Origin of the sequence: Nocardioides sp. NPDC127514 (genome assembly GCF_040302125.1) — a bacterium.
GTDB lineage: Bacteria > Actinomycetota > Actinomycetes > Propionibacteriales > Nocardioidaceae > Nocardioides.
The window spans coordinates 76,067-98,424 of sequence record NZ_JBEORF010000031.1 but is presented as its reverse complement, the minus strand read 5'-3'; the positions used below and the strand labels follow the sequence as shown (position 1 = coordinate 98,424).

Genomic DNA, 22,358 nt, shown 5'->3' with positions numbered 1-22,358 from the left:
GGACGCCCGGTCATCGAGGTCACCGGACCCGACCTGGCCGCCTTCTGCGACGCCCGGCTGCCCGTGCAGCACGACGCCTACCGCGCCAAGCTCCGTGCCAACCTCAACCAGGTCGCCGCCAAGCTCTCCTGAGCCCGGCGATGCCCACCGCACATCCCCTGTCGCGAGCCGAGAAGGCCGCTCGCGACAGGGGATACGTTCTTTGCGGGGCGAAATGTCGGGATAAGACTGTGGTTCACCTCTTCCGCATGGTCCACTGTGACGCACATCTCATACGGCCGATCGTGGCGGCTGCCCCGCATGCTGGAGGAACACAGTGAACGACTCGGCCCTGCTCTCGGTCGGCCTCCCCATCGCCTTGGCCATCATCATGTTCGGTCTGGGCCTGAGCCTGACCCCGGGAGACTTCCGCAGGGTCGTACGCACCCCGCGAGCCGTCTTCGTCGCGCTCACGCTCCAGATCGTGGTCCTGCCGATGATCGCGTTCGGGCTCGTCGTGGCAGCCGACGTGGATCCGCTGATCGCCGTCGGGGTCATGCTGCTGGCCGCCTCGCCGGGCGGGACGACGGCGAACCTGTTCAGCCATCTCTTCCGTGGCGACGTCGCGCTCAACGTGACGCTGACGGCGGTCAACTCGGTGCTCGCGGCGGTCTCGATCCCGCTGATCACCAACGCCGCGATCACCTACTTCGACGCCGGCGACACCCTGGGTCTCCAGTTCGGCAAGGTCGTCCAGGTCATCGCCATCGTGCTGGTTCCGGTCGGCATCGGGATGCTGGTACGCAGCCGGTCGGCGACGTTCGCCGCACGGGCGGATCGTCCGGTCCGGATCTTCTCGATCGTCGTACTGGTCATGGTCTCGGTCGGCGCGATCCTCGGAGAGCGGGAGAACATCGCCGACTACCTCCGCGAGATCGGTGTGGTCGTGACGCTGTTCTGCTGCGCGAGCCTCTGCCTCGGCTACCTCGGCGCCCGGGTGTTCAAGCTCGGCCAGCCGCAGGCGATCGCCACCTCGATGGAGGTCGGGATCCACAACACCACCGTGGCCCTCACCATCGCACTCAGCGTGCTCGACAACACCACCGTGGCGATCCCGGCCGCGGTCTACAGCATCGTGATGTACGTCCTCGCGACCGCCTTCGGCTTCCTGATCACCCGTTCGCGCGTCGCGCGGCCCTCCACTCCGCACGACGTCACCACCTGATCGGCTACTCCGCCGCGAGCAGCGGGGCGACACGGTCGACGACGACATCGATCGGGGCCGTCGACCGCGTGACCCGAGCCATCATGATCGCTCCCTCAAGGGAGCTGATGGCCAGCACCGCGAGGTCGTCGGCCTCGCGCTTGGCACGCCCCGACGCGGCGAGCAGATCGACGAGCGCAGCCTGCCAGTCGGAGACGATATCGCTGACGACAGGCCCCAGATCGGCGTCGTGGTGGGACTCCTGCATAGCCGCCCCGATGGGGCATCCGGCCGCGAAGTCGGTGTCGACGAGCTGCGCCCGGTAGTGCTGACAGATGGCGACGAAGACCACCGAAGGGTCGGCGCCAGCAGGTGCCGCCCTTCGCAGGCTGCCGGTGACGTTCGCCCCCGCCCAGGTGAGCGCATCGGCGAGCAGCTCCCGGCGTCCTCCGGGAAAGTGGAATCCCACCGACCCGCGGGGGCCGTTGCTGTGCGCCAGGACCTTGGCCACCGACGTTCCGGCGACGCCATGCTCGCGCAGCAGGAGCGCCGCGCTGGTCACCATGCGCTGCCTGGTGTCGGTTCGCAGTCCCATGTGTCCATTCCTCCGACTCGCCACTATGCTGTGTCGCATAGCATAGCAAAAAGGAGATGGCATGCGTGAGCTCAACCTGATCAAGCCTGGCCACGTCGGATGGGTGGAGAGGCCCGATCCGGTGCTGGCCGACCCCGGCGATGCGCTCGTGCGGCCGTTCGTCGCGAGCCGCTGCGACGGCGACGCGCTACCGCTGCACCTCGACGGGCTCAAGCACCGGGCAATGCAGGCCGCGATGATGTCGGGAGCGATCGACCCGGCGGTCGCCGACATCATCGGCAAGGATCCGTTCGCGGGCCCGTTCGGCATCGGCCACGAGGCCATCGCCCAGGTCACCGCGGTCGGCGAGGCGGTGACCGACATGCGGGTGGGCGACATCGTGGTCGTCCCGTGGGCGGTGTCGTGCGGCACCTGCTACGAGTGCCGGCTCGGCCTGACAGCCAAGTGCTCGACCTTCGTGCCCACCAGTCCCGGCAGGACGCTGTCGTGCTTCGGGTTCGGGCCCACATCCGGGGCCTGGGGCGGCGTCATCTCCGACACGCTCCGCATCCCGTTCGCCGACCACATGCTGGTGCGGGTCCCCGACGGAGTCGACCCGCTGCGGGTCGCCTCGGCCGGCGACAACCTCACCGACGCCTGGCGCGGCGTGGCCCCGACCCTCGCCCAGCGACCGGGCGGTCGCGTCCTCGTCATCGGCGGCGGCGCGCAGAGCATCGGCCTCTACGCTGCCGGCCTCGCCGTACTGCTCGGTGCCGAGCGCGTCGACTACTTCGACGATCGCGACACTCGCCTGGAGATCGCCGAGGGCTTCGGCGCGACCGTCCACCGGATCGACAGGTCACGCCGCAAGTCAGCGATGCCACGGATCGCGGAGCGCTACGACATCGCCGTCGAGGCCTCCTCGACCGGACAGGGCCTGCGTGACGCCCTGCGCACCCTGCGTCCCGGCGGCATCTGCACCGGCAACGGCTACTACCTGGGTGCCAACACCCTGCTCCCGGTGATGGACATGTACGCCACCAGCGCAACCCTCCAGGTCGGTGTTTCCCACGTCCGGCCGCACCTGCCGGAGATGCTCGACTTCATCGCCCGCACCGGGTTCGAGGCCGAGCGCGTCACCAGCCTGCTCGCCGACTGGGACGACGCCGTCGATGCCTACCCAGCCCACACCACCAAGGTCGTGCTCCACCGCGACCCACTCGACCTCACCTGACGGTCGGCTCCTCGGTCCGCTAGGTTGCGTCTCAATCACCGTCGAGGAGGAGCTCAGATGACCGCACCGCTGGCACGTACGGCACAGATGATGGCGCTCGCGTTCATGACCATGGTCGTGGGCCTGGGGGTCGTGGTCGCGCTCAGCATCCCAGATGCCGATCTGCAGCTGCCTTCGGCGTACGTCATCGGCGGGCAGGTCGCGGCCGGCGTGGTCCTGGCCGTGCTGTGCTCGGCGATCGGCTTTCGCGCGGTTCCGATCGCGCCTGGGACCCCGCCGGAGAAGGCGACCAGCGAGGGCCTGCAGAAGCACCAGACCTCGATGATCCTGCGGCTCGTCCTCAGCGAGGTCGTCGCGCTCGTCTCTCTGGCCCTGGCCTTCGTTCTCACCGAGGGGCAGCTGATGACGTACGTCATCGGTGGGGCCATCTCGCTGGTGCTGATGGCCTTCTTCGCCTACCCGTCGGCGCGCAACATCCGCAAGGTGGAGGCCAGCCTCGACAGCGCTGGTGCGCCGTCGAGGCTGGCAGAGGCGTTCGGCGTGGGTGACGGTCCGTCCAGCACCCACCAGGTGCTCTAGACCGTCAGGTCGATCCCCTCGGCGGCGAGCGCCTCGCGGTAGGCCTCGACGTTGCGCATCTTCACGTTCTCGTAGCCCCGCACCATGTCCGGGAGCTCCGCGAGACGAACGGCCCGGGCGTAGGACTCCTCGGTGAGGTCCTCGGCGAGGCCGGTGACCAGCGCCGAGTAGTGCGCGAGGAGGGCACGCTCGGTGCGGCGTACGTGGGCCTGACCGAACGGGTCGAGGACCGTGCCGCGGAGGAACTTCATGGTCGCCAGCAGGCGGAGCATGAAGTGGGTGCGCGGCCCGAAGGTCATCTTGCGACCCTTCAGGAACGCCCCGAACACCGGCGGGGAGAGCTTGAAGCTGATCTTGCCCTGAACCTCGGCACGGACGCCGTCCAGGGCGGCCGGAGCGGTGAGGAGCCGGGCGACCTCGTACTCGTCCTTGTAGGCGGTGAGCTTGAACAGATAGCGGGCGACGGCCTCGGAGAAGCGGGTGTCCTCGGTCACCGAACGCTCGGCGTTCCAGATCCGGTCGACGGTCTCGACGTAGTCACGCGCGGTCGCCTGGTTCTGGAAGGCGACGAGCTTCGGGGCACGGAACTCGGCGAGGCGACGCACCTCGCCGTCGAACGTCGCGGCCTCGAGAGCCGGCACGGCGATCTGCTCGACCGGAGCGGTCGCGGTGCCGGTGACCTTGGCGAACTCCTCCGGCGCGGCCACCGAGGCGCGGCCCCAGCGGAAGGCGGCGACGTTGGCGCTGACCGCGACCCCGTTGATGCCGATGGCCTCCTCGATCGCCTCGGCGGGGATCGGAAGAGCGCCCGCCTGGTAGGCGGCACCGACCAGCAGGAAGTTGGCCGCGGCGGTGTTGCCGAAGAGGGTCTCCGCGGCCGCCAGTGCGTCGAAGGCACGCAGCGAGGACGTCGCGCTGTTGACCCGGGTGAGCAGCTCGTCGTCGGCCGGGTAGGCGATGTCCTTGTCGTAGACCATCGGCCCGGTCGGGGTCTTGCTGGTGGACACGACCGCACGGGTACGCGCCGGGTCACCGTAGGCGAGGTTCTTGCCCTCGGCCAGGGTGAGCAGGTCGAAGCCGAGCAGCGCGTCGGCCGACCCCGGGGTGACCCGGTTGGAGGGGTCGATCGAGCCCGGGCCGAACCGCAGGTGCGCCGTCACCGGGCCCGCCTTCTGGCTCATCCCGACCTGGTCGAGCGACTCCACGCCGAAGCCGGCGCGCAGCGCCGCGGTGGCGAGCACCTGGTTGACCGTGACGATGCCGGTGCCGCCGATGCCGGCCATGAAGACGCCGTACGTCCGCTCCAGCTCGCCGTAGCCCGGGTCGGCCACCGTCGGCGGCTCGGGGGTCGACTTCTTCGCCTTCTTGGCGGTCGGGTCGGTCTCGACGGCCATGAAGGAGGGGCACTCCCCCTCGACGCAGGTGTAGTCGGTGTTGCACGAGGTCTGGTCGATGCGGGTCTTGCGGCCCAGCTCGGTCTCGACCGGCTGCACGGAGAGGCAGTTGGACTTCACGCCGCAGTCGCCGCAGCCCTCGCAGACGGCCTCGTTGATCACGATCCGGGTGTTGCGGGCCTCGATCGTGCCGCGCTTGCGCTGACGCCGCGCGTCGGCGGCGCAGTGCTGGTCGTAGATCAGCACGGTCACGCCCTCGATCTCGCGCAGCTCCCGCTGGGCGTCGTCGAGGCGGTCGCGGTGCCACAGTCGTACGCCTGCGGGGAAGTGGGCGCGGCGGTAGCGCTTCGGCTCGTCGGCGACGACGATGATCGCCTTGACGCCCTCGTTCATCAGCTTGTGGGTCAGCTGCGCCATCGCGACCTCGCCCTGCCGCTTCTGGGCACCGGTCATCGCGACGACGTCGTTGTGGAGCAGCTTGTAGGTGATGTTCACCCCGGCCGCGACGCACGCCTGGATGGCGAGCTGCGCGGAGTGGAAGAAGGTGCCGTCGCCGACGTTCTGGAACGTGTGACCGGCGTGGCTGTAGGGCGCCTGTCCGATCCACTGCGAACCCTCGCCGCCCATCTGGGTGATGCCGACGACCGCACTGTCCTCACGCTGGGATGCGGTCACCAGGGTGTGGCAGCCGATGCCGCCGCCGCCCAGGCTCCCGTCCGGGAGCGCGGTCGAGCGGTTGTGCGGGCAGCCGGAGCAGAAGTACGGGGTGCGCGAGGTCGAGAGCAGCGGCAGGTCGATCCGGGCGGGCCCGGCGGCCTTGAGCTGGGCGTGGCCCTTCAGCGCGCGACGCAGCGGCGCGAGCAGGCGGCCGGCGGTCAGCTCGCCGTCGAGCGGAACCAGCGGGACGCCGTTGCGGTCCTTCTTGCCGATGATGACGGGAGCGGAGGAAGCGCCGTAGAGGATCTCGCGGATCCCCTGCTCGATGAAGGACGTCTTGTCCTCGACGACGATGATCTCCTCGAGCCCGTCGGCGAACTCCGAGACGATGGTCGGCTCGACCGGCCACATCATGCCCAGGCGCAGCACCCGGATCCCGGCGGCCATCAGGTCGTCGTGGTCGAGGCCGAGGTCCTTCAGGCTCTGGCGCATCGAGTCGTAGCACGAGCCGGAGGCGACGATGCCGACCTTGGCGTTCGGCGCCTTGACCTCGATCCGGTTGAGCCGGTTCTCGGCGGCGTACGCCTTCACGACGTTCATCCGGGGGCCGTAGAGCTTCGCCTCGGCGCCGACGATCCGGTCCGGGAAGAGCTCGATCTTGGTCGGCTCGTAGGTGTAGGGAACGCCTTCCCACTCGGTCTTCGGGGTGACCGGGTCGAGGACGCCGATCTCCGGGTTGACCACCCAGGCGCCGTCCGCGACGTCGGCGACGATCTTGAGCGCGACGACGCAGCCGGAGGCGCGGGAGAGGGCGATGCCCTCCATGCCGTACTCGACGATCTCGGAAGCGTTGCGCGGGAACAGCACCGGGATGCCGAGGCTCGCCAAGGTCCGCTCGCTCACGGCCGGCACGGTGGACGACTTCGCGGCCGGGTCGTCACCGACCAGCATCAGCATGCCGCCGGTGGGGTGGGCACCGTACATGTTCGCGTGGCGCATCGCGTCGAGCGCACGGTCGACGCCGGGGCCCTTGCCGTACCAGACGCCGGTGACGCCGTCGTAGCGCTCGGTGTCGAGGGTGACCGCGGACTGCGAACCCCACACCGCGGTGGCCGCGAGCTCCTCGTTGAGACCGGGGACCACGGTGATGTCGGCGTCGGCCATCTCCTTCGGCAGACCCAGCAGCAGCTGGTCGAGACCGCCGAGCGGGCTGCCCGGGTAGCCGGAGATGAAGGTGCCGGTCCGCAGGCCGCGGCGCTGGTCGAGGGCCCGCTGCTCGACGAGCATCCGCGCGATCGCCTGGATCCCGGTGAGCAACACCGGTCCGGCTCCGACTCGATAGCGGTCTGCCAGGTCGTAGGCCTCGAACGAGGTCCCGGGCTCGAACACTGCGGTCATAGGTGTGACTCCTCAATCTGCCGGGCGGCGCTGGTGGTCCGTCTGGAGCGTTGTGCCGGGACTGCCGGGTGAGGCTGTCCCGAGCGACCACCCGCAGGGTGTGCGGGTGGCCTGGGTCACATCATCGTGGATAGGGCCTGCGCTCTGCCAATTCGTGAGGCGCAGATCACCAGGCGACGCTGAGGTACTGCGTCTCCAGGTACTCCTCCAGACCGGCCCGCGCGCCCTCGCGCCCGATGCCACTCTGCTTCACCCCGCCGAACGGCGCCGACGGGTCGGAGACCAGGCCACGGTTGACGCCGACCATCCCGGCATCGATCCGCTCGGCCACGTGCAGCGCCTCGCCCATCTCGCCGAAGACGTACGCCGCCAGGCCGAACTCGGTGTCGTTGACGGAGGCCAGTAGCTCCTCGGTGTCGTTCCAGACCACGATCGGGGCCACCGGCCCGAAGATCTCCTCGCGCAGCAGCGGCGAGTCGGCCGTTACGCCGGTCAGGACCGTCGGCGGGTAGAAGTAGCCGGCGGACTGCGGGATCTCGGTGCGGTGGGCGATCACGGCTCCAGCGGCCACGGCGTCGTCGACGAGGCCGGTGACGGTGGCGTACGCCTTCGCGGAGATCAGCGGCCCGATGTCGCTGCCCTGCTCGGCGGGGCCGACGCGAAGCGCCTCCACGGCCGCGCCGAGGCGGGCGGTGAAATCCTCGGCGACGTCAGCGTGGACGTAGAGCCGGTTGGCCGCGGTGCAGGCCTGTCCCCCGTTGCGGAACTTGGCGACCATCGCGCCCTCGACCGCCGCTTCGATGTCCGCCGAGGAGGTCACCACGAACGGCGCGTTGCCGCCGAGCTCCATCGAGGTGTTCACGACCCGGTCGGCGGCCTGGCGGAGCAGGATGCGGCCGACGCCGGTCGAGCCGGTGAAGGAGATCTTGCGGACCCGCGGGTCGGCGAGCCAGGTGCTGACGATGCCGGCAGCGTCCGTTCCGGGGACCACGTTGACGACGCCGTCCGGCACGCCTGCCTCGGCGATCAGCCGGGCGACCGCGAGGGCCGTCAGCGGCGTCTCGGCGGCGGGCTTGAGCACGACGGTGCAGCCGGCCGCGAGGGCCGGAGCGATCTTGCGGGTGGCCATCGCGGCCGGGAAGTTCCACGGGGTCACGAGGGCGGCCACGCCGACCGGCTTGTGGGTGACGATGGTGCGGGTGCCGCCGGCCGGCGAGGACCCGAAGTCGCCGTGCGGACGCACAGCCTCCTCGGCGTACCAGCGGAAGAACTCGGCGGCGTAGACGACCTCGCCGCGGGCGTCGGCGAGGGACTTGCCGTTCTCGAGCGCGATCAGGGCGGCGAGCTCGTCGGCGTCGCGCAGCATCAGGTCGCGTACCCGGCTGAGCAGGTCGCTGCGGGTGCGCGGCGGCAGTGCCGACCACTCCGGGAGCGCCGCGGCGGCGGCGTCGACGGCTGCGGTCGCGTCCTCCGTGCTGCCGTCGGCGACGTCGGCGACGAGCTCACGGGTGGCGGGGTTCTCGACCGCGAAGACGCCGGCGGTGCCCGGACGCCACCGGCCGCCGACGAGGACCCCGCTGCCGGGCTCGAGGGAGTCGAGGTAGCTGGTCTCGATGCTGGTCTTGGGGCTGGTCTTGGGGCCGGTGGTCACTTGGTCTCCTCGAGTGCGGTCGTGAGTACGTCCAGGGCCTCGTCGAGCAGCTCGTCGGAGATGCTCAGCGGGGGCAGGAAGCGGATGACGTTGCCCCAGGTGCCACAGGTCAGGGTGATGACACCCTGGCTGTGAGCGTAGGCGGCGACGGCCTTGGCCACCGCGCCGTCCGGGTTGCCGGTGGCCGGGTCGACGAACTCGGCGGCAATCATCGCGCCCCGGCCGCGTACGTCACCGATGCGCGGGTCGCTCGCCTGCAGGTCACGGAGCCTTCCGACGAGACGCGTCTCGATCTCGCGGGCCCGGGTGAGCAGGTCCTCGGCCTCGATGGTCTCGATCACCGCCAGTGCGGCGGCACAGGCGAGCGGGTTGCCGCCGTAGGTGCCGCCCAGCCCGCCGGGGTGGACGGCGTCCATGACGTCGGCGCGGCCGGTCACCGCGGAGAGCGGCAGACCGCCGGCGATGCCCTTGGCGCTGACCACCAGGTCGGGGACGACGCCGTCGTGCTCGACGGCGAACCAGGTGCCGGTGCGGCCGAAACCGGACTGCACTTCGTCGGCCACGAAGATCACGTCATTGGCCCGGCACCACTCCGCCAGTGCGGAGAGGAAGCCCGGCGCCGGGACGATGAATCCGCCTTCGCCCTGCACCGGCTCGATCACGACGGCGGCGAGGTTCTCGGCGCCCACCTGCGTCTCGATCAGGGAGGTCGCCCGAGCCGCCGCCAGCTTGCCGTCGATCTCGGCGGCGTCGCGGAACGGGTAGGACATCGGCGCCCGGTAGACCTCGCCCGCGAACGGCCCGAAGCCGTGCTTGTAGGGCATGTTCTTCGCGGTCATCGCCATGGTGAGGTTGGTGCGCCCGTGGTAGGCGTGGTCGAAGACGACGACCGCGTCCTTGCCGGTGAACGAGCGGGCGATCTTGACCGCGTTCTCGACGGCCTCGGAGCCGGAGTTGAACAGCGCGGTGCGCTTCTCGTGATCGCCGGGGGTGAGCCGGGCGAGCTGCTCGGCGACGGCCACGTAGCCCTCGTAGGGCGTGACCATGAAGCAGGTGTGGGTGAAGGCCGCCACCTGGTCGGAGACCGCCTCGACCACCTTGGCGGCACTGGAGCCGACGGTGGTCACCGCGATGCCGGAGCCGAGGTCGATGAAGCGGTTGCCGTCGACGTCCTCGACGATCCCGCCGGCCGCGCGCGCGGCGAAGACGGGCATGGTCGTGGCCACGCCCTGGCTCACGGCCGCCACCTTGCGGGCCATGAGCTCCTGGGAGCGCGGGCCGGGAAGCGGCGTACGCAGGAGACGGGACTGTTCGAGGGTCGAGGACTCGGTCATGGGTTCAGCATGAGCCTCGGCGACACATGTCGTCCAAGACCTTTTGACTACTACAATCATGTCTCGTGAGCATGGATCTGCGGCTGCTGCGCTACTTCGTCGCCACCGCCGACGCGGGCTCGGCGACGCGTGCCGCCGAGGTGCTGCACGTAACCCAGCCGGTGCTGTCGCGGCAGCTGCGGCAGCTCGAGACGAACCTGGGTGTTCCGCTGTTCGCGAGGGAGGGACGGCGGCTGCGTCTCACCCGGACGGCCGAGGATCTCCTCCCCCGCGCCCGTGACCTGCTCGCGCACGCCGACGACCTCGAGCGCGCGGTCGGCGTGCTCGCCTCCGGCCGGCTCGACGAGCTCCATCTCGCCGTGCCCTCGACGACGCTCACCGACGTGCTCGCGCCGTTCCTGGCGACGCTCGGACCCGACGACCCGGTCGCGATGGTCCGCGAGCTCGACCCGCGCGGCGCGGCAGCGGCCGTCCGCGCCGGCGCCGACCTGGCGATCGTCACCCGGCCGCCGGCCCGGTCCCTGGCCTCGCGCGCCCTCGCCGTGCTGCCGGTGTGGGCCTATGTCCGGCGGGACGACCCGTGGGCGGCGCGGGGGTCCGTGGACGTACGCGATCTGGTGGCGCGGCCTCTCGTGCTCCTCACCGAGGATCTGCGGCCGCGGCCGCTCCTGGACGCAGCGGTCGAGGATGCCGCCGTCGGCTACGGCGACGTCCTCGAGGTGTCCAACGCCCAGGTCGCGCAGGCGCTCGCGGCCTCGGGCCGCGGGATCGCGGTCGTCTCCGACGACCCGCGCTTCGGCCTGGTGCCCCTGCACATCGAGGCGCCGGCCGGGAGGGTCCGGATCAGGCTGTACGCCGCCTGGGACCCGCAGCACCACGCCGCCGAGGCCCTCGCGGGCCTGGCGGAGCGGCTCTCGGCGTTCTGCGTCGAGCGCTACGGCGCCGAGGTCGCCGTCCGCTGAGCGGACATCGACGTCAGCGCGGCCAGGATCCGCTCGGTGACCTCGTCGACCGGGCCGAGACCGTCGACGGTGGCGAGCAGGTCGCGCTCGGCATAGCCGGCTGCGAGCGGGCCGGTCTCGGCGGCGTACACCTCCAGCCGCCGGCGGATGACCGACTCGGTGTCGTCGGCCCGGCCCTGATCCTCGGACCGGGCCAGGAGCCGGCTCACCAGCTCGTCGGGATCCGCCTCGAGCAGCACCACCGCGTCGAGCCCCACTCCGGAGAGCTCGAGGAGCGAGTCGAGCTCGACGACCTGCTGCGGAGTGCGCGGATAGCCGTCGAGGAGGAACCCGTCGGCGCAGTCACGCTCGGCGAGGCGGTCGGCGACCATGGCGTTGGTGATCTCGTCCGGGACGTACTCGCCCGCGTCCATGTAGGTCTGTGCCGCCACGCCCAGCGTGGTCTGCTGGGCGACGTTCGTCCGGAAGATGTCGCCGGTCGAGATCGCCGGCACGGCGAACCGCTCGGCGATGACGGCGGCCTGGGTGCCCTTGCCGGCACCGGGCGGTCCCATGAGGAGGAGGCGCATACGAAGGGAGGACCTTTCTCGAGGGGTGGCGCGCTCACCCCCACGATGAGCGCGCCCGGTCGGAGGCTAGGCACCGCTTCGCTGCGATCACGTTGCATCCGTGCAGACCTCTGACAGATCTCTGGCAGACCTCAGGCAGACCTCTCGGTCAGCGGCCGCCGATCCGGCGAGCGATCTCCTCGCCCACGCGTACGGCGCCGTCGACGTGCTGGAAGCCGTGGCCGGCGACGTCGCTGCTGCCGAACTCGATCGGCCCGAGCGGCTCACGCAGCACCGCGCCCCAGCGGGTCAGCCCGCCCAGGTCGAAGCTCGTCCCGTACGCACCGCCGGTGAGCTCCTGGTGCTGCCAGTCGCTCTCGACGAAGGTGAGCGGCTCGAGCGCCGCGTCCCCGAAGTACGCCGCCAGCGACTCGAGCACCTGGTGCCGGCGCTCGGAGTCGGAGAGCCGGCCGACCGCGTCCGCGCGCTCGTCGGAGACGAAGCCGACCAGCATCCCGCGCTGCTCGCCCTCGGGGGTGTTGTCGTAGACCTCGTGCACCAGCTGCCAGGGCGCGAAGCCGGTGCCGCTGAGCCCGTCCGCACGCCAGAACGGCGTCTCGTACTGTGCCTGCACCTTGATGACCAGCCCGAACGACTGGTGCTCGCGGGCGATCCGGTGCTCGGCCGGAAGCTCGGGGCTGAACCGGATCCGCTTGACCAGGGTCGGCGGCACCGCGAGGACCAGCCGGTGGGCGGCGTGGATCTCGGAGCCGACGTGGACGACGGCACCGTCCTCGTCCCACTCGATGTGGGTGACGTCCTGGCTGAGCCGGACGCGATCGCCCAGCCGCTCTGCCAGCGTCAGCGGCACCCGCTGCAGGCCGCCGACTACTCGGCGGTCGAGGATCACGTCGGCGTCGACGAGGTTGCTGAACGACCCCGCGCTGGCGGCCATCTGCACGGCCTGGAGCGCGGAGAAGGAGTGGGCGGGCTTCGTCAGCATCGCCGGCCCGATGTAGAGGGCGATGTTGTCGACGGCGACCGGGTCGTCGCACTGCTGCTCGAGCCAGGCACGGAACGAGACGCTGTCGAGGTGGTCGGCGTCGTCGAGCTCCCACGGCCGGGCCGGGTCCATGGCCGCGGCCAGCGCGTCGAGCGTCTTGGTGAGCTGCGCGATGGCGGCAGAGGTGGCCTCGCCGACGGGCATGTCGTCGCCGAAGCGGTGCGCCACCCCTGCCTTGTCGACGTAGAGCGACTCGCCCTCGCGGAAGCGCGGGTAGGTCGGCAGGCCGAGCTCGTCGAGGATCCCGATCAGGGCGTCCTGGTCCGGCGAGACCCATTGGCCGCCGATCTCGAAGTCGGCCTCTTCCCCGGGCGCGCCGTGCGCCTCGGTGCGCAGCCGGCCGCCGACGCGGTCGCGCGCCTCCAGGACGAGTACGTCCTGGCCTGCCTGGGCCAGTCGCCAGGCCGCGGTCAGGCCGGTCACGCCGGCGCCGACCACGATCACGTCGTGGGTGGTCATGTCAGTTCTCCTGTTTGTCAGTGTCGGTGGGCCGTCGGTCGGGGCGCCGGTCGGGACGCTGGGCCAGCAGCGGGAGGCTCGGGTCCCAGCGGGTCCCGTCGGCCTCGTCGCGCTTGCGGCGGGCGATGCCCGAGAGCGCCTCGAGGACGACCCGGTTGGCGAGGAACGAGGTGATGTCGGCGTGGTCGTAGGGCGGGGAGACCTCGACGACGTCGATGCCGACCACCGGCAGCTCGTAGGCGATCCGGCGGACCGAGTCGAGCAGCTGGCGCGCGGTCAGGCCACCCGGCTCGGGGGTGCCGGTGCCGGGGGCATGCCCCGGGTCGCAGACGTCGATGTCGACCGAGAGGAAGACCCCGTCGCACTCGTCGGTGGCGATGGTGAAGGCCTCGGTCAGGCACTCCTCCAGGCCGCGGTGCACGATCTCGGTCATCTCGTACGAGCGCATGCCCTGCTCGGCCATCCAGTCCAGCGTCTCGGGCTCGGGCCAGTAGCCGCGCAGCCCCATCTGCAGGAACCGGTCGCCGCGCAGCGCGCCGGACTCGATGAGCCGGCGCATCGGCTGGCCGTGCCCGATCAGCGAGCCGAACTCGATGTCGCCGGTGTCGGCGTGGGCGTCGAAGTGGATCATCGAGACGCGCCCCTGGCCGAGGTGCTGGGCGACGCCGGCGGCGTCGGGCCAGGCGATCGTGTGGTCGCCGCCCAGCACCAGCGGGATGGCGCCGTTGCTCGTCACGGCGTGCACGGCCTCCTGCAGGTCGCGTACCGAGCGCTCGGCGTCGCCGGAGAACATCTCCACGTCGCCCGCATCGAGCACCCGAAGATCCTTGAGCGCGTCGACCCGCATCGCGAGCGAGGGCCGCGACCCGTCGTGGGCCAGGTAGCAGGTCTGCCGGATGAACTGCGGGCCGAACCGGGTGCCCGACCGGTGCGACGTACCTCCGTCGAAGGGGGCACCGAGGATGACCACGTCGGCCCCCTCGTACGTCGCGGGGTCGGCCCAGTCGCACCGGTCGACACCCAGGAAGGTGATGTCGGGGCCGAACTGGGTTCCGTAGCGAGCCATGGCGTTCTTCTCTCTCGTTCGTTTCTCTGGATACGTCCGTCGTGCTCAGTCCTCGGTCGGGTCGACGACCAGGAACCGCTCGCCCGGTCGGCGGGCGAGGTAGACGTAGTAGTAGGCGAGGGCGGCGACCACGACGCCGGCCGTGATCAGGACGTCCATCCGCGCGGAGCCGGCCAGCGCATAGCCGATCGCGCCGATGACGACCAGCGGGGGCAACGGCCACAACGGCATCCTCCAGCTCTCGGCAGCCAGTGCCAGTCGACGCGCGCGGAGGGCGGCGATCGCGACCACGACGTACATCGTGGACATGACCACCGAGGTCACGCCCAGCAGAGACTCGATCTCGACGGCTCCGGCCAGGATCGTTCCGGGGATGCCGATGACGAGGGTCGCGAGCCACGGGGTGGCGTAGCGGGGGTGCAGCTTGGTCAGCACGTTGTTGACCGGAGCGGGCCAGGAGCGGTCGCGCGCGGAGGCGTAGACGACCCGGGCGTTCTGCAGCACCATCACGATGACGGCGTTGAGGATCGCGATGGCGATGGCGACGTTCACGGCGACCGCGACGCGCTCGCCACCCCAGGCGGCGACCCACTGGGAGAAGTTGCCGGAGGCGAGGTCGCTGAGGTCGTCGACCGCGAGGACCGTGGTCACGGTCGGGATGAGGATGACGAGGCCGCCCAGGCCGAGGGTCCAGAAGATGACGCGGGCGACGTTGCGACGCGGGTCGACGATCTCCTCGGAGAGGTAGACGGTGGTGCCGAAGCCGCTGACCAGGAACGTGCTCACGGCGAGACCGGAGATGAGGATCGCCAGGGTGAAGGGCTCCAGGCCGGTCTCACCGATGACGTGCGGCGAGACCAGCTCGCCGGGACCGCGCTGGACGTGGCCGAGCCCGAGCACGACGACGACGGCGGCGGCGATCATCTCGAGGGCGAGGAAGGTGCCGGTGACGACGGCGTTGGCCTTGATGTTGAGGATCGCGGTCGCGGTCGAGAGGAGCATCACGATCGCACCGGTCGCGGCCCGCGGCAGCTCCACCAGGTCGGCCAGGTAGTCGGCGGTACCGAGGGCGAAGATCGGCGGGATCAGCCAGAGCAGCACGCCCGCCAGGGAGAACGTCAGCCAGCCCATCGACTTGCCGAGGGTCTGGGTGACCATCGCGTACTCACCGCCGGAGCTGGCGGTGCGGGTGCCGAGCTCGGCGTAGCACGCGGCGATCGCGATCGAGACCGCGAAGCCGGCGACGACGGCCAGCACCGCGCCGCTCCCCTGGGTCGCGAACAGCTCCGGGACGATGATGAACAGGCTCGATGCGGGCGTGATGCACGACAGCACGAGCAGGACCGCGGCGCCGGGTCCGAGCACCCGCGCGAGCCGCCGCCGTTCCTGCGCCGGCTTCACCCCGTCGGGGCTCACCTGCATGGATTCGATCATCGCGGGTCTCCTTGTGATGAGGGTACAGCGTGTTTTGAACGCTGTACAAAACTTTGAACGGCATTCAAAGTGACCCAGATCACCGCTAGAGTCAAGGGGTGGGACCGAAGATTTCACCGAGCGAGCACAAGGAGACACTGTCGAGGTGACGCGCACACGCTCCAACAGACGCCTGGAACGACCGCGCGAGCAGGTGCTCGCGACCACCCTGGAGATGGTGGCCGAGCAGGGGCTCGCCAAGGTGACGATGGCCTCCCTCGCTGCCCGGCTCGGCACCAGCGGAGGCCACCTCCTCTACTACTTCGGCACCCGCAACGGCCTGCTCCTCGAGACCCTGCGATGGAGCGAGAACGAGTACGCGGCACAGCGAGCACCCATCTTGGAGAAGGCCGAGAATGACGGCTCCGGAGGCGTCGACGCGCTGGTGTCCTTCACCGACGTCTACCTCGCCCTCGACGAGCGTGACCCGCGCTGGCTTCTCTGGCTCGAGCTGTGGGCACGAGCGCCGTACGACTCCGAGCTCGCCGCCGCGCAGCGCGCCATGGACGACGAGTGGCACGCCGACCTGGTCCGGCTGTTCGCCGCGGCGCTCCCGGAGGTGCCCGACCGCGAGGCCGTCTCCGAGCGCCTGCGCGCCATGTGGGACGGCTTCAGTATCGGCATCGTCACCGGAGGCGGCACCACCCTGCGCGAGCACGCCCTCGCGCACACCCGCACCGTCGTCGCCGGACACGAGGGGTAGCGGACATGCCGATCACGTCCTGGTTCCCCGAGGCCCAGCTGGGCATCTTCGTCCACTGGGGCATCTACAGCGTCAACGGCGTCGCGGAGTCGTGGTCGTTCTACGACGGCCGGGTCCCCTACGCCGACTACATGGCCCAGCTCGACGGCTTCACCGCCTCCAGGTTCGACGCCGACGCCTGGGCCGAGCTCTTCGAGCGGGCGGGGGCGACGTACGCCGTGCTCACCGCCAAGCACCACGACGGGGTCGCGCTCTACGACACCGATGCCAACGACCTCTCCGTGGTCGAGCGGACCCCGGCGGGCCGTGACCTCGTCGCCGAGTTCGTCGAGGCCGTACGCCGCCGGGGGCTGAAGGTCGGCCTCTACTTCTCCCACCTCGACTGGTCCCATCCCGACTACGCGACCGTGCGGCCCGAGGTGCAGCACCACGTGGTGCAGGACAACCCGCACGCCGTGCCGCGGCCGGGCGCGGAGGAGCCCGAGCGCTGGGAGCGCTACCTGGAGTTCCACCGCGCCCAGATCCGGGAGGTGGTCACCCGCTACCAACCGGATCTGCTCTGGTTCGACGGCGAGTGGGAGCGCGACGAGCGCCAGTGGCGGATGCGCGAGCTGCGTGCCGAGCTGCGCGAGCTCGCACCCGAGATGGTCGTCAACGGCCGGATGCTCGGCCACGGCGACTACGTGACCCCGGAACAGGGTGTTCCGATCGTGCCGCCGGACGGCCCGTGGGAGCTCTGCCTGACCATCAACGACTCCTGGGGCTGGCAGCCGCAGGACCACAACCACAAGTCACCGCGCCAGCTCGTACGCACCTTCGTCGAGACCATCGGCGGTGGCGGCAACCTGCTGCTCGACGTAGGGCCGCGCGAGGACGGCACGATCACGCCCGAGCAGACCGAGCGGCTCGAGGCACTCGGCGAGTGGGTCGCGCGCCACTCCCCCGCGGTCCACGGCATCCGCCGCGGCCTCCCCCACGGTCACTTCTACGGTCCGACCGCCGTCTCGGCCGACGGCCGGACCCTGTTTCTCTACGTCCTCGACCGGCCCAACGACTACGTCGTGGTCCGCGGCCTGCGCAACCAGGTCCTGAAGGCGTACGTCCTCGGGACCGGCGCCGAGCTCGACCATCAACGCATCGGCGGGCTCCACGACGTCCCCGGCTGGGAGTACGTCCTCACCACCGACGACGTCCTCGACCCGCTGTGCACCGTCATCGCCCTCGAGCTCGACGGCGAGGTGTCGGTGCACCGCGAGCACGAGTCGCACTAGCCGAGGCGTGCGGGCACCGACATCATCAACGCGCGCCTCGAGAGGAGCATGACCAGGAGCGCCAGCGTGGTCATCGCGGCCGCGACCCACACCGGAGCCAGCGCGCCCGCTCCGGTCGCCAGGCCGAGTGCACCGAGCACGGGCCCGGCCGCCGCTCCGGTGTTCAGGGCGGCGGTCGCGTACGCCCCCGCCATCGTCGGCGCGCCCGAGGCGGCGTAGAGCACCCGCGCGATCAAGGTGCTACCGACCCCGAACGCCAGCATGCCCTGGACGAGGACCAGGCCGAGAAGGAGCCCGGGCTGAGGTGCGACGAGCGCCAGCGCGATCCAGCCGACCGGCAGCAGCGGGCCGCCGACGACGAGCACGAGGCCGGGCCGGTGGTCCGAGAGCCGCCCGGCGAGCGTGACCCCGAGGAACGACCCGACCCCGAACATCACCAGCATCACCGAGATCCACACCTCGGCCAGACCCGCCGTCCCGGTCACGACCGGCGCCAGGTACGTGATGGCCGCGAAAGTGCCGCCGTTGACCAGGGCACCGAGGGCCATCGCGAGGAGGAGACGGGGCGAGCGGAGCCGGCCGAGCTCGGCACGGAGCCCGGGGGTGCCACCGTCGGCGGCCGTCGCGCCCGGAGCGGACCCGACACCCCGGAGGATCCCGATGGTCGCGGGAACGCACAGCAGCGCGATCGCCCAGAAGGTGGTCCGCCACCCGGCCGCGGTGCCGAGCAGCGCCCCGGCCGGAACGCCTGCCACCATGGCGATCGTCGTGCCTGACAGCAGGATCGCCAGCGCGCGCCCCTTCCGGTCCTCAGGCACAAGCCTGGTGGCCGCGCTCAGGGCGACCGCGAGGAAGCCCGCGTTGGCGAAAGCGCTGAGCACGCGGGCGGCGAGCAGGAGCGGGAAAGCCGGTGTGACCGCTCCGAGAACATGGCAACCGGCGAACACGAGCAGACAGACCAGCAGCGCGAGCCGCGGCGGCCAGCGTCGGGCGAAGGCAGCCATCACAGGAGCGCCGACGACGATGCCGACGGCGAACGCGGAGGTCAGCAGACCCGCTGTACCGACGGAGACGTCCAGGTCAGCGGCAATCGCGGGGACGAGCCCAGCGAGCATGAATTCAGAGGTGCCCATGACGAAGACCGCCAGGGCGAGCAGGTAGAGAGCAAGAGGCATCGAGTACTCCGAGGTGAGAGGTCACAGGGACGCATCTGGTCACCACGGCCGGAAGCCCGGAGTACGCCGCACTCACCCGCGCGAAAGGCGGGTGGCGGTGCTCAGCGGTTCACGGGGCTGGCGGTGTGACCGGCAGCCCCTGACCTGTCCGACTCGGGACTCGACATGCCCCGGACACTACCCGAAGGCATCACCATGGTCTCGGCTCATGTCCGGCGCGTGAATCGGATGTCGCCGTTGGGTAAGCGCTCGTGGAGGTACGCGGAGTCGTGGGCGCGGTGGTGGTGATGGGAGCAGAGCAGGGCGGCGTTGTCGAGGTCGGTCGCACCGCCTTGGGCCCATTCGATCCAGTGGTGGGCCTCAGCCCAGGTCCCCGGGATGTCGCAGCCTTCGGCCTCACAGGTCGCTGACCTGAGCAACAGCGCACGGCGTTGGGCGGCGGTGAAGAACCGTTCCTTGCGTCCCAGGTCAAGAACCTCGGAGGCACCGCCGAGGACCGCCGGGAGGATGGCCGCGGTGCAGGCCAGCCGGCGGGCTTCGGCGGCGGTGATCGGGCTGCCACCAACGATCTGGGCGATGCCGGCTTCCTTGCGGAGCTGGTCGAGGTCGATGGTCACGATCACCGTGGTCGCATCCCCGCCATGGATGGGCAGCCGGGCCGGGTCGATCGTCTCCAACAGCTGACAGAACGCCCGTCCGAGGCGGCGGTCGTAGGGCAGGTACTCGCCGGTCTCGGTGCGGGTGCCGTCATCGCGGCGGGGTGAGGCGAACGCCTCCAAGTTGGTGGCCAGCCGGTCCGCGGTCGCATCCGGGACCACCGCCGAGATCCGGGTGGTGCCATCCCCGAGGCGCCGCATCGCCAGGCGGGTCTTCTTCCGCGCGTGGGCCTCCTCGGCCGCCAGCCGTTTCGCCTCTTCCGCCTCAGCGATCTCAGGCGCGATCACCTCCAGGATCCGGCGCCCCAGACGACGCAGCTGGGTGGGGTCGAACCGGGTCGCATAGGCGACCAGGGCCTCTTCGGCCTTGATCCGGACCTCTGGGTCGAGATCGACCGGCAGTTCGTCGAGAGCGTTCACGATCACGTGGGCCTGGGCCGGGTTGCAGGCACCGGCCCGCATGGCGGCCGCCACCAGCCCATATGAGCGGTCCAGGGCCTCAGCGAGCCGGAGGTCGGCGCGGAGGGTCTCGGGGCGTTGGTGGGTGTGGTGATGTAGCCACGCCGCGACATCCCGGGCCGCGGACTCGGCGGCCACGTCGTCAGCGGTGGCGAGCACCCGCAGCTCGAGCTCGGCCAGCTGGGCTTTCGCCCGGGCGATTTCGAGCAAGGTAGCGGCCTTCTGGTCGGTGATCATGAACGAGGGGTTCGCCTGAGCAACCGCCTCGAGCGAGGCAGTGACCGCGACCACCGCCCCCAGCACAGGGTGCTGAGGTTGCTGCAGCGTGGTCATCGAACCGGTCACCTCCCGACGTACGAACTCAAGGGTTTCTGCCCGTGCAGAATCCCGGTTGGTTCGCTGGTCTCGGAGGCCCGGAGTACGGGCTATTACTTACCCTCGCAGCTCAGCGTGCACGCCCCTGGTTCCCCTGGATTACCCCACACCCGTTGTGTCTCGGATGGATGGGGCACGCCTCTTTCGAGGTGGTCGGCCTTCACGTTTACGCCTGCGCCGAGCCTACCACACAAGACCAAGCCAAGCCACGGGAAAAGCGGACAAACGCAATCAGGGACAGGTATCCCAAACCCAGGCCGGACCGCTGCTGGAAGCCCGCAAGACAGGTAAATGTCACCCAACCCAGACACCCTGCTTCTAAATCTCCCAACCCAATCCCGGTATTGGCCCCACCCACGCTGGAACTCAGACACAGGACCCCAGAGACCTAGTCCTCGAGGACGTACCGCAGATACCGCCCCGGGTCCGCCAGAAACCGCCGAGTCAGGTTGACCGGTTCGGCGTCGTCGTAGGCGACCTGCCCGATACGCCCGTCCTCGTCGAACTGCAGGATCCGGGCCCCCGGCACCGAGAGCAGGACCGGGGAGTGCGTGGCGATGATGAACTGAGATCTCGCGTCCGCAAGCTCGATGATGCGCGCGACCAGTGCCAGGCAGCCCTTGACCGAGAGCGCCGCCTCGGGTTCGTCGAGGATGTAGAGCCCGCCGGGCCCGAATCGGTGCATCACCAGGTCGAGGAACGACTCCCCGTGGGAGCGCTCGTGCAGCGAGACCCCGCCGTAGGCGTCGGAGGTGTCCAGGTCGAGGCGCTCGATCTCGGTGGCAACGTTGTAGAAGGACTCCGCGCGCAGGAAGTAGCCGTTGCGCGGCCGCTTGAGCCCGCGCTCGATCACGAGGTAGTCGGCGAGCGACGACTCGGTCGCGCGGGTGGCGAACCGGAAGGAGGTGGAGCCGCCCTCGGCGTTGAACCCGGACGCGACCGCGATCGCCTCGATGATCGTCGACTTTCCGGTGCCGTTGTCGCCGACCAGGAATGTCACCCGTTCGTCGAAGTCGATCCCATCCCCGCCGGCCAGCTCGCGGACGACCGGCAGGGTGAACGGATATCGACCGGTGTCATGGCGCGGATCGAGCGTGACCCGGGCGATATAGCGTTCGTCGAACCGCATGGACGCCAGTATGGAGCGCAGCTCGGTGCGACTCGATACCGGCGTCCGCGCGGTCAGCTCAGCCGAGCTCCTTCTCGAACTGGGCGAGGATCTGCTGGGCGGCCTGGATGCCGATGCCGCTGAGCAGGTCGTCGTTGATGTCGTGGACGTGACCGGACTCGACCGCCGGGATCCGCTGCCACAGCGGTCCGCCGAGGACCTTGGCCTTGTCGGTGTCGCCCTCCGGGCCGTACGTGCTGACGTAGAGGTGGTCGGCCTGGGCGGTGGTGACCTGCTCGGGCGAGATCTCGAGGTAGGTGTCCTCGCCCACCGCCTGCTCCGGGACGGTCAGGCCCATGTCGTCGAGGATGACGCCGGAGAAGGACTTGTCGGAGTAGAGCCGGATCTGGCCGGGGAGGAACCGGACGATCGACAGGGTCTTGCCGGTGCCGACGGTCTTGCCGAGCGCGGCGGCGTCGCTCTCGAAGTCGGCGAGCATCTTCTCGGCCTCGTCGGTCTTGTTGAGCGCGTCGGCGTACAGCAGGAAGTTGTCCTTCCAGGTGTCGCCGAGGTCGGGCGCGAGGACGGTCGGGGCGATCGCGTTCAGCTGGTCGTAGATCGCCTCGTGGCGGACCGTGCTGGACAGGATGAGGTCGGGGTCGAGGGCCGCGATCTTCTCGAGGTTGGGCTCGGAGATGGTGCCCACCTCCTCGATCCCCTCGGTCTGGTCGCCGAGGTAGCTGAGGAAGTCGGTGGCCACGTCGACGCGTACGGCACCGACGGGCTTCACGCCGAGCGCGAGCGCGTCGTCGAGCTCTCCGGTGTCCAGGACCACGACCCGCTTCGGGGCCACGGGCACCTCGGCCACGCCCTTGGCGTGCTTGACCTCGCGCGTCTCGGCGGCCGCCTCCTCTCCCGAGGAGCTGCCGCCGCAGGCGGTGAGGACGAGGGCGGCGGCGAGCATGGCAGCGACGCCGGACAGGTGCTTGCGCACGTGGTTTCCTTTCATCATGGCGTTCCCCGGTCTTCCGGGGCA

General features: G+C 70.3%; 18 protein-coding genes. 6 read left to right on the top strand and 12 right to left on the bottom strand.

Annotated features, from left to right (window positions below):
• Positions 1-316: 316 nt before the first annotated feature.
• Entirely contained in the window at positions 317-1,204 is an 888-nt protein-coding gene (locus ABTX24_RS23215) for a bile acid:sodium symporter family protein (RefSeq protein WP_350842931.1), read from the top strand.
• A 4-nt stretch (positions 1,205-1,208) separates the two neighbouring features.
• On the opposite strand, the gene ABTX24_RS23210 is transcribed toward ABTX24_RS23215, so the two are convergent.
• On the bottom strand, positions 1,209-1,778 hold the full coding sequence (locus ABTX24_RS23210; protein ID WP_350842929.1) for a TetR/AcrR family transcriptional regulator: 570 nt from the start codon (positions 1,776-1,778) through the stop codon (positions 1,209-1,211).
• A 61-nt stretch (positions 1,779-1,839) separates the two neighbouring features.
• Here ABTX24_RS23210 and ABTX24_RS23205 point away from each other — a divergent pair, with 61 nt between their 5' ends.
• Together ABTX24_RS23205 and ABTX24_RS23200 are read left to right on the top strand one after the other, a co-directional pair.
• On the top strand, positions 1,840-2,991 hold the full coding sequence (locus ABTX24_RS23205) for a zinc-dependent alcohol dehydrogenase (RefSeq protein ID WP_350842927.1): 1,152 nt from the start codon (positions 1,840-1,842) through the stop codon (positions 2,989-2,991).
• Between the two features lie 57 nt (positions 2,992-3,048).
• A complete protein-coding gene (locus tag ABTX24_RS23200) occupies positions 3,049-3,570 on the top strand; it encodes a hypothetical protein (protein ID WP_350842926.1) in 522 nt (173 codons plus the stop codon).
• Here the strand turns inward: ABTX24_RS23200 and ABTX24_RS23195 are convergent.
• From ABTX24_RS23195 to gabT, 3 genes are all read right to left on the bottom strand, one after another.
• Positions 3,567-7,019 (bottom strand): indolepyruvate ferredoxin oxidoreductase family protein, encoded by a 3,453-nt coding sequence (locus ABTX24_RS23195; RefSeq protein ID WP_350842924.1) that lies wholly within the window; start codon positions 7,017-7,019, stop codon positions 3,567-3,569. The genes ABTX24_RS23200 and ABTX24_RS23195 overlap by 4 nt on opposite strands.
• A 166-nt stretch (positions 7,020-7,185) precedes the next feature.
• Positions 7,186-8,670 (bottom strand): NAD-dependent succinate-semialdehyde dehydrogenase, encoded by a 1,485-nt coding sequence (locus ABTX24_RS23190; RefSeq protein ID WP_350842922.1) that lies wholly within the window; start codon positions 8,668-8,670, stop codon positions 7,186-7,188.
• Entirely contained in the window at positions 8,667-10,004 is a 1,338-nt protein-coding gene (gene gabT, locus ABTX24_RS23185; RefSeq protein WP_350842920.1) for a 4-aminobutyrate--2-oxoglutarate transaminase, read from the bottom strand. The genes ABTX24_RS23190 and gabT overlap by 4 nt, the downstream gene beginning before the upstream one ends.
• 71 nt (positions 10,005-10,075) lie before the next feature.
• Between gabT and ABTX24_RS23180 the strand changes: the two genes are divergently transcribed.
• The gene (locus ABTX24_RS23180) at positions 10,076-10,966 is read left to right on the top strand and encodes a LysR family transcriptional regulator (RefSeq protein ID WP_350842939.1); all 891 of its coding nucleotides are present in this window, start codon (positions 10,076-10,078) and stop codon (positions 10,964-10,966) included.
• Here ABTX24_RS23180 and ABTX24_RS23175 read toward each other — a convergent pair.
• From ABTX24_RS23175 to ABTX24_RS23160, 4 genes are all read right to left on the bottom strand, one after another.
• Positions 10,939-11,535 carry an adenylate kinase gene (locus tag ABTX24_RS23175; RefSeq protein ID WP_350842918.1) on the bottom strand — a complete coding sequence of 199 codons (597 nt, stop codon included), beginning with the start codon at positions 11,533-11,535 and terminating at the stop codon, positions 10,939-10,941. The two genes, ABTX24_RS23180 and ABTX24_RS23175, sit on opposite strands and share 28 nt — an antisense overlap.
• 148 nt (positions 11,536-11,683) lie before the next feature.
• Positions 11,684-13,036, bottom strand: coding sequence for a flavin monoamine oxidase family protein (locus ABTX24_RS23170; protein WP_350842916.1), 1,353 nt, complete (start codon positions 13,034-13,036; stop codon positions 11,684-11,686).
• A gap of 1 nt (position 13,037) precedes the next feature.
• Positions 13,038-14,102, bottom strand: coding sequence for an agmatinase (gene speB / locus ABTX24_RS23165; RefSeq protein ID WP_350842914.1), 1,065 nt, complete (start codon positions 14,100-14,102; stop codon positions 13,038-13,040).
• Positions 14,103-14,147: 45 nt separating this feature from the next.
• Positions 14,148-15,536 (bottom strand): APC family permease, encoded by a 1,389-nt coding sequence (locus tag ABTX24_RS23160; protein WP_350842912.1) that lies wholly within the window; start codon positions 15,534-15,536, stop codon positions 14,148-14,150.
• Positions 15,537-15,681: 145 nt separating this feature from the next.
• Between ABTX24_RS23160 and ABTX24_RS23155 the strand changes: the two genes are divergently transcribed.
• Positions 15,682-16,278: a TetR/AcrR family transcriptional regulator gene (locus tag ABTX24_RS23155; RefSeq protein ID WP_350842910.1), complete on the top strand. Its 597-nt coding sequence runs from the start codon at positions 15,682-15,684 to the stop codon at positions 16,276-16,278.
• Positions 16,279-16,283: 5 nt separating this feature from the next.
• Positions 16,284-17,549 carry an alpha-L-fucosidase gene (locus ABTX24_RS23150; protein WP_350842908.1) on the top strand — a complete coding sequence of 422 codons (1,266 nt, stop codon included), beginning with the start codon at positions 16,284-16,286 and terminating at the stop codon, positions 17,547-17,549.
• Here the strand turns inward: ABTX24_RS23150 and ABTX24_RS23145 are convergent.
• The 4 genes from ABTX24_RS23145 to ABTX24_RS23130 form a co-directional block, all read right to left on the bottom strand.
• Positions 17,546-18,724, bottom strand: a complete 1,179-nt coding sequence (locus tag ABTX24_RS23145) for a Cmx/CmrA family chloramphenicol efflux MFS transporter (protein ID WP_350842906.1) — start codon at positions 18,722-18,724, stop codon at positions 17,546-17,548. The genes ABTX24_RS23150 and ABTX24_RS23145 overlap by 4 nt on opposite strands.
• 206 nt (positions 18,725-18,930) lie before the next feature.
• Positions 18,931-20,172 carry an HNH endonuclease signature motif containing protein gene (locus tag ABTX24_RS23140; RefSeq protein ID WP_350842904.1) on the bottom strand — a complete coding sequence of 414 codons (1,242 nt, stop codon included), beginning with the start codon at positions 20,170-20,172 and terminating at the stop codon, positions 18,931-18,933.
• A gap of 430 nt (positions 20,173-20,602) precedes the next feature.
• Entirely contained in the window at positions 20,603-21,343 is a 741-nt protein-coding gene (locus ABTX24_RS23135) for an AAA family ATPase (RefSeq protein WP_350842902.1), read from the bottom strand.
• A gap of 58 nt (positions 21,344-21,401) precedes the next feature.
• On the bottom strand, positions 21,402-22,316 hold the full coding sequence (locus tag ABTX24_RS23130) for an ABC transporter substrate-binding protein (protein ID WP_350842900.1): 915 nt from the start codon (positions 22,314-22,316) through the stop codon (positions 21,402-21,404).
• Positions 22,317-22,358: the final 42 nt, after the last annotated feature.